The 13461-nt window shown below is 72.3% G+C and carries 11 protein-coding genes; 7 read left to right on the forward strand and 4 right to left on the reverse strand.

Annotated features, from left to right (window positions below; genetic code table 11):
- Positions 1-80 precede the first annotated feature (80 nt).
- Both ACFVGW_RS17060 and ACFVGW_RS17065 read right to left on the reverse strand, forming a co-directional pair.
- Positions 81-824, reverse strand: a complete 744-nt coding sequence (locus tag ACFVGW_RS17060; RefSeq protein WP_385852531.1) for a vancomycin high temperature exclusion protein — start codon at positions 822-824, stop codon at positions 81-83.
- A gap of 31 nt (positions 825-855) precedes the next feature.
- The gene (locus ACFVGW_RS17065; protein WP_385852532.1) at positions 856-1584 is read right to left on the reverse strand and encodes an aquaporin; all 729 of its coding nucleotides are present in this window, start codon (positions 1582-1584) and stop codon (positions 856-858) included.
- A 66-nt stretch (positions 1585-1650) separates the two neighbouring features.
- On the opposite strand from ACFVGW_RS17065, the gene ACFVGW_RS17070 reads away from it, so the two are divergent.
- The 7 genes from ACFVGW_RS17070 to ACFVGW_RS17100 all read left to right on the forward strand — a co-directional run bounded on the left by ACFVGW_RS17070 (position 1651) and on the right by ACFVGW_RS17100 (position 9719).
- Positions 1651-2349 (forward strand): hypothetical protein, encoded by a 699-nt coding sequence (locus ACFVGW_RS17070; protein ID WP_385852533.1) that lies wholly within the window; start codon positions 1651-1653, stop codon positions 2347-2349.
- Between the two features lie 89 nt (positions 2350-2438).
- Entirely contained in the window at positions 2439-3344 is a 906-nt protein-coding gene (locus ACFVGW_RS17075) for a sirohydrochlorin chelatase (protein WP_385852534.1), read from the forward strand.
- A gap of 123 nt (positions 3345-3467) precedes the next feature.
- Positions 3468-3734 carry a WD40 repeat domain-containing protein gene (locus ACFVGW_RS17080; RefSeq protein ID WP_385852535.1) on the forward strand — a complete coding sequence of 89 codons (267 nt, stop codon included), beginning with the start codon at positions 3468-3470 and terminating at the stop codon, positions 3732-3734.
- A gap of 59 nt (positions 3735-3793) precedes the next feature.
- Positions 3794-5107, forward strand: a complete 1314-nt coding sequence (locus tag ACFVGW_RS17085) for a deoxyguanosinetriphosphate triphosphohydrolase (protein ID WP_385852536.1) — start codon at positions 3794-3796, stop codon at positions 5105-5107.
- Between the two features lie 131 nt (positions 5108-5238).
- The gene (locus ACFVGW_RS17090) at positions 5239-6498 is read left to right on the forward strand and encodes an NAD(P)/FAD-dependent oxidoreductase (RefSeq protein ID WP_385852537.1); all 1260 of its coding nucleotides are present in this window, start codon (positions 5239-5241) and stop codon (positions 6496-6498) included.
- A 67-nt stretch (positions 6499-6565) separates the two neighbouring features.
- Positions 6566-8494 carry a DNA primase gene (gene dnaG, locus ACFVGW_RS17095; RefSeq protein WP_385852538.1) on the forward strand — a complete coding sequence of 643 codons (1929 nt, stop codon included), beginning with the start codon at positions 6566-6568 and terminating at the stop codon, positions 8492-8494.
- 109 nt (positions 8495-8603) lie between these two features.
- Positions 8604-9719, forward strand: coding sequence for an RNA polymerase sigma factor (locus ACFVGW_RS17100; RefSeq protein ID WP_352190816.1), 1116 nt, complete (start codon positions 8604-8606; stop codon positions 9717-9719).
- A gap of 9 nt (positions 9720-9728) precedes the next feature.
- On the opposite strand, the gene ACFVGW_RS17105 is transcribed toward ACFVGW_RS17100, so the two are convergent.
- Positions 9729-11657, reverse strand: a complete 1929-nt coding sequence (locus ACFVGW_RS17105; protein ID WP_385852539.1) for an ABC transporter ATP-binding protein — start codon at positions 11655-11657, stop codon at positions 9729-9731.
- Positions 11657-13390, reverse strand: a complete 1734-nt coding sequence (locus ACFVGW_RS17110) for an ABC transporter ATP-binding protein (protein WP_385852540.1) — start codon at positions 13388-13390, stop codon at positions 11657-11659. The genes ACFVGW_RS17105 and ACFVGW_RS17110 overlap by 1 nt, the downstream gene beginning before the upstream one ends.
- Positions 13391-13461: the final 71 nt, after the last annotated feature.

The raw sequence follows: 13461 nt of genomic DNA on the forward strand, positions 1-13461 counted from the left end.
GGCCGTGTTACGGGAGGCGACGCCCCGCATTACGCCTCCGGTACGTCGGGCTCCGAGGTGGGCCGCCCCGGAGGTGAGGGTCAGCCCGCCGGGGCGAGCGCCTCCGTCACGCCCTCCTCGCGCTCCCCGAGGAAGTGCGGATCCGGCCGCAGCGTCGCGTCCAGGGCCGCCTTGCCCGCGGCGGCGAGCTCGCGGACTCCGCCGTAGTAGAAGACGGAGTCGTGCGGTTCGACGACCTTGACCCCGTACGCGTCGATGCCGGCCGCCCCGCAGAGGGCGACGGCCCGCCTGATGTGGAAGTCCTGCGTCACGAGGACGGCCCGGTCGACTCCGAAGATCTTCTTGGCCCGGACGCAGGAGTCCCAGGTGTCGAAGCCCGCGTAGTCGCTGACGATGTGACGGTCGGGCACCCCGCGCCCGGTGAGGTACGCGCGCATCGCGTCGGGCTCGTCGTACTCGACGCGGCTGTTGTCGCCGGTGACGAGGACGACCCTGACCTTCCCCGCGCGGTAGAGCTCGGCGGCCGTGTCGAGCCGGTGCGCGAGGTACGGCGTCGGCCGGCCGTTCCAGAGTCCGGCGCCGAAGACGACGGCGACGTCCTGTGCGGGGACGTCGGCGGTGGTCCGCAGGCGGCCGTCGGCGACGGCGTGCATCCAGGTGGCGGGTGCGAGGGCGAGGACGGTGCCCAGCATGACGGCCTGGACGGTACGGCGGCGGGCCCGCCGGGTGCGGGGCAGCAGGGCGACGAGGCGCCGCAGCAGGGCGCCCGGGCGCGGCGGCGGCACGACCCGTTTCAGCCGGGCGGGTACGCGTACGCGTCGCATGGACGAACCTCCGTGGATCTTGCCTGCCCCGTCACCCTGTTCGACGCGAATCGGCGCTGTTCGGTTCGCCGCCGCCGTAGAGAAGGGCGGCCAGGGCGATGCCGAGCAGCGTCCCGAGGAGCTGCGCCCCGACGAACCCCGGCAGCGAGCCGGGCGCGATGCCGGTGAAGGAGTCGGAGAGGGCGCGGCCGACGGTCGCCGCCGGGTTGGCGAAGGAGCCGGAGGAGGTGAACCAGATCGCCGCCGCGATGTAGGCGGCCACCGCGAGCGGTGCGAGCGCGAGGCGGCCGATGCGGCGCAGCCCGAGGACGAGCAGGACGAGTCCCGCGGTGGCGACGGTCTCGCCGAGGAGGAGGTGGTGGTCGGAGCGGACCTGGGTGGACCAGGTGCCGGGCGCCCGTCCGAACATCGTCTCGGCGAGCAGCGCGCCCGCGACCGCGCCGACGAGCTGGGCCGCGCAGTAGGCGGCGACCTCGCGGGCGCCCGGGGCGTTCTCCTCGCCCCGGCGGGCCCACCACTCGCAGAGGGTGACGGCGGGGTTGAGGTGGCCGCCGGAGAGGGGGCCGAGGAGCGCGATCAGGATGCCGAGGCCGATCGCGGAGGCGAGGGAGTTGGCCAGCAGGCTCACCCCCACGTCACGGCTGAGGGCCTCGGCGCGGATGCCGGAGCCGACGATGACGGTGACGAGGGCGGCGGTGCCCACGAGTTCGGCGGCGACACGTCTGGAGAGCCGGGGCGGGGCGGTGGGAGTCATTCGCATGGTGGAAAAGATATTCCGCTAGATAAAAGAATGAGGGAAGAAGGGGTGAAGCCGTACGATCCGCAGATGATCACCGAGGCGGCTCTCGACAACGCGGAGTGGTGCGACGCGATGTGCCGCGCCCACGGGCGCCCCGGGGTCTTCGGCCCACGCGCCTGGACGAACGGGCGCCGCACCCCGCCGTACTACCCGGACGCCGTGACGCTCACGGCCGACGCGTCCGTACGGGACGTCCTCGACGGCATCGACCGCCGGGCCCCCGGCGCCTCGGTCAAGGACTCCTTCGCCCGGCTCGACCTGACCGGCGAGGGCTTCCGGCCGCTCTTCGAGGCGAGTTGGATCCACCGGCCCGCCGGACGTCCGGCGCCGGCCGCGACGGACGGGACGCACTGGCGCGCCGTCCGTACCCCCGCGGAACTCGCCGCGTGGGCGACGGCCTGGAGCGGGGGCGACGCCGAGGAGGCCGCGCTCTTCCGCGCCGGACTCCTCGCCGACCCGGCGACCCGCGTCGTCGCGGGGTACGGCTCCGACGGCAGGATCGCCGGGGGAGCGGTGCTCAGCGGCAACGGCCGGGTGACCGGCGTCTCCAACCTCTTCGCCGCCGACGGCACCGACCCGGCCGAGGCCTGGGCCGGCTGTCTGAGCCTCGTCGGCGACGGCGGCCCGGTCGTCGGCTACGAGTCGGGCGACGACCTGCCGCCCGCGCTCGCCGCCGGCTTCGAGGAGATCGGCACCCTCCGGGTCTGGCTGGCCGTCGACGCCTGACAGCTCCGCGGGGCGCTCCGTGAGCCGGTGGAAAACACTCGTGACGCCCACGCAACGGGGAGGCAACGCGGCGCCGTCAGGATCGGTGCATGACGGAGCGGGACAGTACGTTCGACAGCACGGCCGAGCTGCTCGGCACGATCACCACGCGGCTCGGGGAGCGCCTGAGCCGGGTCCGCCCGTTCGACGTCCCGCGCCGCCGCCCCGCCCTGGTCGCCGTCGGCCACGGCAGCCGTGACCCACGCGCCGCCGTCACCCTCTCCCACCTCGTCGAGCGCATCCGCGAACTCCGCCCCGGCCTCGACGTCCGCCTGGCGCACATCGAGCTGAACACCCCGCTGCTGCCGGACGTCCTCTCCGACGTCACGGCGGGCATCGCGGCCGACGTCACCGGCGACGCCACGGCGGGAGTCCCGGGGCGGGAACCGGCCGGACCGGGGGCCGTCCTCGTCCCGCTCCTCTTCGGACCCGGCCACCACGTCAAGCACGACCTGCCCGCCGCGGCCGCCGCGCTGCCCGAGGGCCAGGTCCGGACCGCCGCGCCCCTCGGCGCGCATCCGCTGCTCGTCGAGGCCCTCGCCGACCGGCTCGCCGAGGCGGGCTGGACCTCCGCCGACAGCGCCTCGCGCGCCACCGGTGTCGTCCTCGCCGCGGCCGGGTCCCGCGACCCCGAGGGCCTCGCCGCCGTCCGCCGGATCGCCGCCGCCCTGTCCGAGCGGCTCGGCGGTGTGCCCGTCCTGCCCGCGTACGCCTCCGCCGCCACCCCGACCGTCCCCGACGCGGTGCGCGTCCTCGCCGCGCGGGGCCGCCACCGGGTCGCCGTCGCCTCCTGCTTCACCGCCCCCGGCCTCTTCGCCGGCCGCGCCGCCGCCCACGCCCCCTGGATCGCCGCGCCCCCGCTCGGCGACCACCCGGCCCTCGCCCGCCTGATCCTCCACCGCTACGACGAGGCGCTGACCCGCGCCCCACGCCGGGAACTCGCCGTCACCCGCTGACGCCGCCCGCGAGCCGTGGATGTTCCGCGGCCGGGGGGACGGCCTCCCGCACGACGGAGAGATCACCGGCCTCACCTCACCCCCGACGGCACCCGCCTCCTCACCTGCGCGGCGACCGGCACCGTGAGCTGCTGGGATCCCCGCACCGGCGCGCTCCTCTCCGGCTCCACCGACCCCGACGGCCGGGTGGACGGACTCGCCGTCTCCCCGGACGGCCGGTGGACCGCCACCGCGGGCAGGATGCTGCGCGTCCGGGACGCCGCCACCGGCCGAACGGTCGCCGCAGTCCGTTCCGAGACGGCCCTGAGCTCCTGCGCCTGGCCCCCCGACGGCCGCGGACTCGTCGCGGCCGGCGAACGCGGCCTGCACTCCTTCGAGTTCCCGCCCTGACGGCCCGTCTCCGGTCGGTCCTCGCCCCGGTTGTCCGTCCCGCCCGTTACCTTCGGTGCATGGAAGGCTTCACGGACACCCCTGGCATCACGGACACCCCCGGCTACGACGACGACGCCACCGAGCGCTGGGCCGCCGAGCCCGACAAACGGCCCGGGCGGACCGCCTTCCAGCGGGACCGGGCGCGGGTCCTGCACTCCAGCGCCCTGCGCAGACTCGCCGGCAAGACCCAGGTCGTCACCCCCGGCTCGGTCAGCCACGCCTGGGACGCCAGCCCCCGCACCCGGCTCACCCACTCCCTGGAGTGCGCCCAGGTCGGGCGCGAGCTCGGCGCCGCGCTCGGCTGCGACCCCGATCTCGTCGAGGCCGCCTGCCTCGCCCACGACATGGGCCACCCGCCCTTCGGGCACAACGGAGAGGTCGCGCTCAACGACTTCGCCAAGGACTGCGGCGGCTTCGAGGGCAACGCCCAGTCGCTGCGGCTGCTCACCCGGATCGAGCCGAAGCGGTTCATCGCCGACTCCGCCAGCGGCCGCCCCGTCAGCGTCGGCCTCAACCTCACCCGCGCCGCGCTCGACGCCGCCACCAAGTACCCCTGGACGCGCGGCGGGCACCCCGAGGACCCCGACTCGCCGAAGTTCGGCGTGTACGAGGACGACCTGCCCGTCTTCGACTGGGCCCGCGAGGGCGCCCCCGCGCACCGCAAGTGCTTCGAGGCGCAGGTCATGGACTGGTCCGACGACGTGGCCTACTCGGTCCACGACTTCGAGGACGGTCTGCACGCCGGCCACATCGACCCGAACATGCTCTTCGCCGAGCCCGAGCGCGCCGACATCTGGGCCGTCGCCATCGGCCGGTACGTACCGCACGACACCGATCCGCAGGAGCTCGCCGAGGCCCTCGACCGCCTCGTCGACCAGGACTGGTGGCCGCACGGCTACGACGGATCGGCGGTCGCCCAGGCCCGGCTCAAGGACGCCACCAGCCAGCTGATCGGCCGCTTCTGCCTCGCCGCCGAGGGCGCGACGCGTCAGGCCCACGGGAGCGGCCGGCTCACCCGGTACGCGGCGGAGCTCGTCGTCCCCCGCGCGACCCGCAACGAATGCGCCGTTCTCAAGGCCGTGGCCGACCGGTACGTGATGCAGCGAGCCGAGCAGGAGGCGCTCCGCGCCGACCAGCGCATCATCCTCGCCGAACTCGCCGAGGCGCTCACCGCCCGTGCCCCCGAGGGACTCGACCCGCAGTTCCGGGCCTTCTTCGACGCGGCGGACGACGACAGGTCACGCAAGCGGGTGATCATCGACCAGATCGCCTCCCTCACCGACGCCTCCGCCTCCACCCTCCACGCCCGCCTCAGGCCGCGCCGTGCCTAGGGGGTGTCCGGCGCCCGCCCTCTTTCGCCATCACGCTCCGTGCGGGACGCTCGGCGGAGCGCCCGAGGCGGTACGGCTCGCCGAACGCCCGGAGGCGTAGCGTAGAAGCGGACGCAACGAGGAGGCATCAAGTGGTCGACGCAGATCAGACCTTCGTCATCGTCGGCGGGGGACTGGCCGGGGCCAAGGCGGCGGAGACACTCCGCTCCGAGGGGTTCACCGGCCGCGTGATCCTCATCGGCGACGAGCGCGACCACCCCTACGAACGCCCACCGCTCTCCAAGGGCTATCTGGCCGGCAAGGAGGCGCGGGAGTCCGTCTTCGTGCACGAGCCCGCCTGGTACGCCCGCGCCGAGGTCGAGCTCCACCTCGGGCAGCCCGTCACGGTCGTCGACCGCGAGGCCCGCACCGTACGCCTCGGCGACGGCACCACCATCCGCTACGACCGGCTTCTGCTCGCCACCGGATCCGAGCCGCGCCGCCTCGACATCCCCGGCACGGGACTCGCCGGCGTCCACCATCTGCGCCGGCTCGCCCACGCCGACCGGCTGCGCCAGGTCCTGGCCGCCCTCGGCCGGGACAACGGCCATCTGGTGATCGCGGGCGGTGGCTGGATCGGTCTGGAGGTCGCCGCCGCGGCCCGCGGCTACGGCGCCGAGGTCACCGTCGTCGAGTCCGAACCCACCCCGCTCCACCAGGTCCTCGGCCCCGAGCTCGGCCAGCTCTTCGCCGATCTCCACACCGAGCACGGCGTCCGCTTCGTCTTCGGCGCGCGGCTCACCGAGATCGTCGGCCAGGACGGCATGGTCCTCGCCGTCCGTACCGACGACGGCGAGGAGCACCCCGCTCACGCCGTCCTCGCCGCGATCGGCGCCGCCCCGCGCACCGCCCTCGCCGAGGCGGCGGGGCTCGCCCTGGTCGACCGCGCCCACGGCGGAGGCGTCGCCGTCGACGAGTCGCTGCGCACCTCCGACCCCGACATCTTCGCGGCCGGGGACGTCGCCGCCGCCGCTCACCCGCTGCTGCACACCCGGCTCCGCGTGGAGCACTGGGCCAACGCCCTCAACGGCGGCCCGGCCGCCGCCCGCGCCATGCTCGGACAGCACGTCTCGTACGACCGCGTCCCGTACTTCTTCTCCGACCAGTACGACCTGGGCATGGAGTACTCGGGCTGGGCTCCGCCCGGCTCGTACGACCAGGTGGTGCTGCGCGGCGACGCCGGTAAGCGGCAGTTCATCGCGTTCTGGCTCAAGGACCGCAAGGTGCTCGCCGGGATGAACGTGAATGTGTGGGACGTCACAGAGCCGATCCAGCGGCTCATCCGTGCCCAGTCCCCGGTGGACACCGACGCCCTCGCGGACCCGTCCGTCCCCCTGGAGAGCCTGATCTGAGGAGACCGGCGCAGCCGGCGGTGTCCTCCTGGGGGAGGACCCGCCCGCCCGCCCGTAGAATTCATGCGTGGCAGGCAGGATCAACGATGACGACGTGAAGGCGGTACGGGACGCGGTCCCGATCGACGCCGTCGTGTCCGAGTACCTGCAGCTCCGCAACGCGGGCGGTGGCAACCTCAAGGGCCTCTGCCCCTTCCACGACGAGAAGTCGCCCTCCTTCCAGGTCAGCCCCGGCAAGGGGCTGTTCCACTGCTTCGGCTGCCAGGAGGGCGGCGACACCATCGCCTTCGTGATGAAGATCGACCACCTCTCCTTCTCGGAGACGGTCGAGCGCCTCGCCGCCAAGGCGGGCATCACCCTGCGCTACGAGGAAGGCGGCTACAACCCCGGCCACCAGCGGGGCGAGCGCATCCGCCTGGTCGAGGCGCACAAGGTCGCCGCCCAGTACTACATCGACCAACTCGACTCGCCCGAGGCCGAGATCGGCCGGAAGTTCCTCGCCGAGCGCGGCTTCGACCAGGCCGCCGCCGCGCACTTCGGCGTCGGCTACTCCCCGGCCGGCTGGGACCACCTCACCCGCTTCCTGCGCGGCAAGGGCTTCTCCGACAAGGAGCTGATCCTCTCCGGGCTCTCCCAGGACGGCCGCCGCGGCCCCATCGACCGCTTCCGCGGCCGGCTCATGTGGCCCATCCGGGACGTCGGCGGCGATGTCGTCGGCTTCGGCGCGCGCAAGCTGCGCGAGGACGACAACGGGCCCAAGTACCTGAACACGCCCGAGACGCCGATCTACAAGAAGTCCCAGGTGCTCTACGGCATCGACCTGGCGAAGAAGGACATCGCCAAGGTCAGCCGGGCCGTCGTCGTCGAGGGCTACACCGACGTCATGGCCTGCCACCTCGCCGGCGTCACCACCGCCATCGCGACCTGCGGCACCGCGTTCGGCGGCGACCACATCAAGATCCTCCGCCGGCTCCTGATGGACAACGGCTCGGCCCGGGTCATCTTCACCTTCGACGGCGACGCGGCCGGCCAGAAGGCCGCCCTGCGCGCCTTCGAGGACGACCAGAAGTTCGCCGCCGAGACGTACATCGCGATCGCACCCGACGGCATGGACCCCTGCGATCTGCGGCTCGCCAAGGGCGACCAGGCCGTCGCCGAGCTGGTGGAGCCGCGCACCCCGCTCTTCGAGTTCGCGCTGCGCCAGATCGTGCGGCGGTACGACCTGGAGACCCCGGCCGGCCGGGCCGCCGCCCTCGACGAGGCCGCGCCGATCGTCGCCCGGATCAAGAACATCGCCTCCCAGCACGAGGTCGCCGTCCAGCTCGCGGGCATGCTCGGCATCCTCGACACCCAGTTCGTGGTCAGGCGCGTCGGCCAGATCGCCCGCTGGCAGCGCGACCGTGGCGGCAGGGGCGCCGCCCCCGGGCCGGCGGCCCCGCAGCACGGGGGTGCCTCCCATGCCCGAAGGGCTGCGGGGGAGTACGGCGCACCGGTCCCTTCGGCCGCTCCCTCCGGGCCCGCGCTCAACCTGCGCAGCCCCGCGCACCGCACCGAGCGCGAGCTGCTCAAGCTGGCCCTCCAGCGCCCCGAGCTGGTCTCCCCGGCCTTCGACGCGTACGGCGCCGACGAGTTCACCGCCCCGCCCTACGCGGCCGTCCGCCAGTGCGTCCAGGACGCCGGCGGTGCCACCGGCGCCCCCGACGACTACCTGTCCGCCGTCCGCGAGGCCGCCCCCGACGACACGGTCCGCGCGCTCGTGACCGAACTCGCCGTCGAGACGATCTTCGCCAAGGTCGTCGACGAGGTCTACGCGGGCGCCCAGCTCGTCTCGGTCCGCCTGCGGGCCGTCGACCGCCGCATCCGCGACATCCAGGGCAGCCTGGCCCGCCTCGGCGCCCATGGCGACCCCGCACAACTGGCCGCGGTGCAGAACGAGTTGTGGGTCCTCACCCAGTACGCCCAGTCGTTGCGCACCAACGGCGCCGACGCGCTCTGACGTTCGGTCACCTCGCGAACTCAAAAAGTCACCGCACGCCCCTCGTGGCGGCGATGTGTCGTACCCCACACTGGGGAGCGGTGCCTGAGCCCCCGGAGCACCGGCAGCGATCACCCTGGAGGTCGCCCCCGTGCAGACCCAGACCCTGTCCCCGACGGATCTCGTGCCCGGGCAGCGCCCGGCCGTCCACCACCCGGAGGCACCGGCCTCCGCGGAGCCGGCCGAGCCGGCCGACCCGCCCGAGCCCGCCGAGTTCGTGGACGACACACCGGAACCGGAGCCGGTACCGCGCCGAGTCGACCTGGGCGGGAACGGGCCCTCCTCCGACCTGTTCCGCCAGTACCTGCGGGAGATCGGCCGCATCCCGCTGCTCACCGCCGCCGAGGAGGTCGAGCTCGCCCGCCGCGTCGAGGCCGGGCTCTTCGCCGAGGCGAAGCTGGCGTCCACCCCCGATCTGGACTCCCAGCTTGCGCTCGACCTCGACCGGCTCGTCGTCCTCGGCCGGATGGCCAAGCGCCGGCTCATCGAGGCCAACCTGCGGCTCGTCGTCTCCGTCGCCAAGCGGTACGTCGGACGCGGGCTGACCATGCTCGACCTGGTGCAGGAGGGGAACCTCGGACTGATCCGTGCCGTGGAGAAGTTCGACTACGCGCGGGGCTACAAGTTCTCGACGTACGCGACCTGGTGGATCCGCCAGGCGATGTCCCGGGCTCTCGCCGACCAGGCCCGGACCATTCGTGTGCCCGTCCACGTCGTCGAACTGATCAACCGGGTGATCCGGGTCCAGCGCCGCATGCTCCAGGAACGCGGCTACGAACCCACCCCGGAAGAGGTCGCCGCCCAGCTCGACCTGGCCCCCGAACGGGTCGGCGAAGTGCTGCGCCTCGCCCAGGAGCCGGTCTCCCTGCACGCCCCCGTCGGCGAGGAGGACGACGTCGCGCTCGGCGACCTCATCGAGGACGGAGACGCCACGAGCCCCGTGGAGTCGGCGGCCTTCCTCCTGCTGCGCGAGCACCTGGAGGCCGTACTCTCCACCCTCGGCGAGCGCGAACGCAAGGTCGTCCAGCTCCGCTACGGCCTGGACGACGGCAGGCCCCGCACCCTGGAGGAGATCGGCCGGCTCTTCGGCGTGACGCGCGAACGCATCCGCCAGATCGAGTCGAAGACCCTCAACAAGCTGCGGGACCACGCCTTCGCGGACCAGCTCAGGGGCTACCTGGACTGACCCTGGGGGTCAGTCGACCTCGGCGACCGCCTGGGCGAACTGGGCCGCGTAGAGCCGTGCGTACGCGCCGTCCGCCGCCAGCAGTTCCTCGTGCGTGCCCTGTTCGACGATCGAGCCGTTCTCCATCACCAGGATGACGTCCGCGTCCCTGATGGTGGAGAGCCGGTGCGCGATCACGAACGACGTACGCCCGTGGGACAGCCGGGCCATCGCCTTCTGGATGAGGACCTCGGTGCGGGTGTCGACGGAGCTGGTCGCCTCGTCGAGGACGAGGATCACGGGGTCGGACAGGAACGCCCGCGCGATCGTGATCAGCTGCTTCTCGCCCGCGCTGACGTTCCCGCCCTCGTCGTCGATGACCGTGTCGTAGCCGTCGGGCAGGGTCCGGACGAAGCGGTCGGCGTGCGCGGCGCGCGCCGCCTCCTCGATCCGCTCCCGGGTGACCTCGCCACTGGCGCCGTACGCGATGTTCTCGGCGATCGTCCCGCCGAAGAGCCAGGTGTCCTGGAGGACCATGCCGATCCCGGACCTGAGGTCCTCGCGGGTCATGGCCGACACGTCCACGCCGTCGAGGGTGATGCGCCCGCCCGTCACCTCGTAGAACCGCATCAGCAGATTGACCAGCGTGGTCTTGCCGGCACCGGTCGGACCGACGATCGCGACCGTCTGGCCGGGCTCCACGGTCAGGGACAGGTCCTCGATGAGCGGCTTGTCCGGCTCGTAGCGGAACGCCACCTCCTCCAGGGCGACCTTGCCGAGCGACTCGGACGGCCTCTCGCTCCTCGGCGCGTCCGGTTCCTGCTCCGCCGCGTCGAGCAGCTCGAAGACCCGCTCGGCCGAGGCGACGCCCGACTGCACGAGGTTCGCCATCGACGCGACCTGCGTCAGCGGCATCGAGAACTGGCGCGAGTACTGGATGAACGCCTGCACGTCACCGATCGACAGCGTGCCGCTCGCCACCCGCAGCCCGCCGACCACGGCGACGAGCACGTAGTTGAGGTTCGAGATGAAGAACATCACCGGCTGCATGACACCGCTGTTGAACTGCGCCTTGAAGCCCGCCTCGTACAGCGCCTCGTTCTGCTCGCGGAAGTCCGCCGCCGACTCGTCCTGCCGCCCGAAGACCTTCACCAGCGCGTGCCCGGTGTACATCTCCTCCACATGGGCGTTGAGCGTGCCCGTGGAGCGCCACTGCTGCACGAAGTGCGGCTGCGACCGCTTGCCCACCTTGGCCGCCACCACCACCGACACCGGCACGGTCACCAGCGCCACCAGCGCGAGGAGCGGCGAGATCCAGAACATCATCGCCAGCACACCGACGATGGTGAGCAGGGAGTTGATCAGCTGTCCCATCGACTGCTGGAGCGTCTGGGAGATGTTGTCGATGTCGTTGGTCGCCCGGCTCAGCACCTCACCGCGCTTGGCCTTGTCGAAGTACGACAGCGGCAGCCGAGCCAGCTTCGCCTGGACGTCCTCCCGCATCCGGTAGACCGTCCGGTTGATCACCTTGATCGACACCCGGGTCGCCACCAGCATGAGCAGACCGGCGGCCACGTAGATCGCCAGGACCCAGAGCAGCACCTCGCCGACGGCCGAGAAGTCGATGCCCTGCCCGGGGACGAAGTCCACCCCGGAGAGCATGTCCGCCATCCCGGTGTCGCCCTTGGCCCGCAGGCCCTCGATCGCCTGGGCCTTCGTCGTGCCGTCGGGCATCTGCCGCCCGACCACACCCGCGAAGACCAGGTCGGTCGCCTTGCCGAGGATCTTCGGACCGACCACCGAGGCCGCCACGCTGAGCACACAGGCGATCAGCATCAGCCAGAGCGCGCCCCGCTCGGGTGCCAGCTGCCGCAGCAGCCGCCTGCCCGAGCCCTTGAAGTCCATCGACCGCTGGTCGGGGCCGCCACCGGCCATCATCCGTCCGCCAGGACCGGCCATCAGGCTGCCTCCGCCTCGGTCAGCTGGGAGAGCACGATCTCCCGGTAGGTCTCATTGCCCGCCATCAGCTCGTGATGGCGCCCGGTGCCCACGACCCGGCCCTCGTCGAGGACCACGATCCGGTCGGCGTCCCGGATGGTCGACACCCGCTGGGCGACGATCACGACGGTCGAATCCGCCGTCTCCGCCTTCAACGCCTCCCGCAGGAGCGCGTCGGTCTGGTAGTCGAGCGCGGAGAACGAGTCGTCGAAGAGGTAGATCTCCGGCCGCTGCACCAGGGTCCGGGCGATCGCGAGCCGCTGCCGCTGCCCGCCGGAGACGTTCGTGCCGCCCTGCGCGATCGGGGCGTTCAGGCCGTGCTCCAGCTTCTTCACGAAGTCGGCCGCCTGCGCGACCGCCAGCGCGTGCCACAACTCGTCGTCGGTCGCGTCGGGATTGCCGTACCGCAGGTTCGTCGCGACCGTGCCCGAGAAGAGGTACGGCTTCTGCGGGACGAGCCCGACCGTGCGCGCCATCAGCGCGCGCTCCAGCTTCCGTACGTCCACGCCGTCCACGAGCACCTCGCCGCCGGTCACGTCGAAGAGCCGCGGCACCAGGCCGAGGAGCGTCGACTTGCCGCTGCCCGTCGAGCCGATGATCGCCGTCGTCTCGCCCGGCCGCGCCACCAGCTCCACGTCCCGCAGGACCGATTCCTCGGCGCCCGGGTAACGGAACTCCGCGCTCCGTACCTCCAGATGGCCGCGCCGCCCCAGCTCGCGCACCGGCTCGGCCGGGGGCACGACGCTGCTCTCCGTGGCGAGGACCTCCTCGATGCGCTCCGCGCAGACCTCGGCCCGGGGCACCATCATGAACATGAAGGTGGCCATCATCACGGCCATCACGATCTGCATCAGATAGGCGAGGAACGCGGTCAGCGCGCCGATCTCCATCCCGCCGCTGTCGATGCGGTGTGCTCCGAACCAGACCACCGCGACGCTGGAGACGTTCACGACCGTCATGACCGTCGGGAACATCAGCGCCATCAGCCGGCCGGTCGCCATCGAGACGTCGGTCAGCTCGGTGTTCGAGACCTTGAACCGGTCGCGCTCGTAGTCGTCCTTCACGAAGGCGCGGATCACGCGGTTGCCGGTGATCTGCTCGCGCAGCACCCGGTTCACCGTGTCGAGCCGCTCCTGCATGGTCCGGAACAGCGGGCGCATCCGCTTCACGATCAGGGCGACCGAGACGCCGAGGACCGGCACGACCGCGAGCAGCACCGCCGACAGCGGCACGTCCTGTCCGAGCGCCATGACGATGCCGCCGACGCACATGATCGGCGCGGAGACCATCAGCGTGAACGCCATCAGGACCAGCATCTGGACCTGCTGCACGTCGTTGGTGGTCCGGGTGATCAGCGACGGCGCGCCGAACTGTCCGAGCTCACGGGCGGAGAAGGACTGCACGCGCTCGAAGACCGCCGCGCGGACGTCCCGGCCGAGGGCCGAGGCGGTGCGCGCCCCGTAGTACACCGCGCCGATGTTGCAGACGACCTGCACCACCGAGACGGCGATCATCACGGCGCCGAACAGCAGGATGTAGCCGGTGTCACCGTTCACGACACCGTTGTCGATGATGTCCGCGTTCAGGCTCGGCAGGTAGAGGGACGCGCAGGTCTGCAGGAACTGCAGCAGGACCAGCAGTCCGATGGGCTTTTTGTACGGTCGAAGGTGGGTTCGGAGAAGTCGTAGGAGCACGGGTTCTACTATCGCCCGCGCTCCCGGGACGTTACGAGCCAGTTTTGTCGAGTCTTGAACGGACTCCGCTA

The sequence above is a fragment of the Streptomyces sp. NPDC127129 genome (assembly GCF_042671585.1).
Lineage (GTDB): Bacteria > Actinomycetota > Actinomycetes > Streptomycetales > Streptomycetaceae > Streptomyces.

Coding starts and splice junctions, on each gene's coding strand:
- ACFVGW_RS17060 (WP_385852531.1), bottom strand. CDS start 824: ATGCGACGCGTACGCGTACCCGCCCGGCTGAAACGGGTCGTGCCGCCG.
- ACFVGW_RS17065 (WP_385852532.1), bottom strand. CDS start 1,584: ATGCGAATGACTCCCACCGCCCCGCCCCGGCTCTCCAGACGTGTCGCC.
- ACFVGW_RS17070 (WP_385852533.1), top strand. CDS start 1,651: ATGATCACCGAGGCGGCTCTCGACAACGCGGAGTGGTGCGACGCGATG.
- ACFVGW_RS17075 (WP_385852534.1), top strand. CDS start 2,439: ATGACGGAGCGGGACAGTACGTTCGACAGCACGGCCGAGCTGCTCGGC.
- ACFVGW_RS17085 (WP_385852536.1), top strand. CDS start 3,794: ATGGAAGGCTTCACGGACACCCCTGGCATCACGGACACCCCCGGCTAC.
- ACFVGW_RS17105 (WP_385852539.1), bottom strand. CDS start 11,657: ATGGCCGGTCCTGGCGGACGGATGATGGCCGGTGGCGGCCCCGACCAG.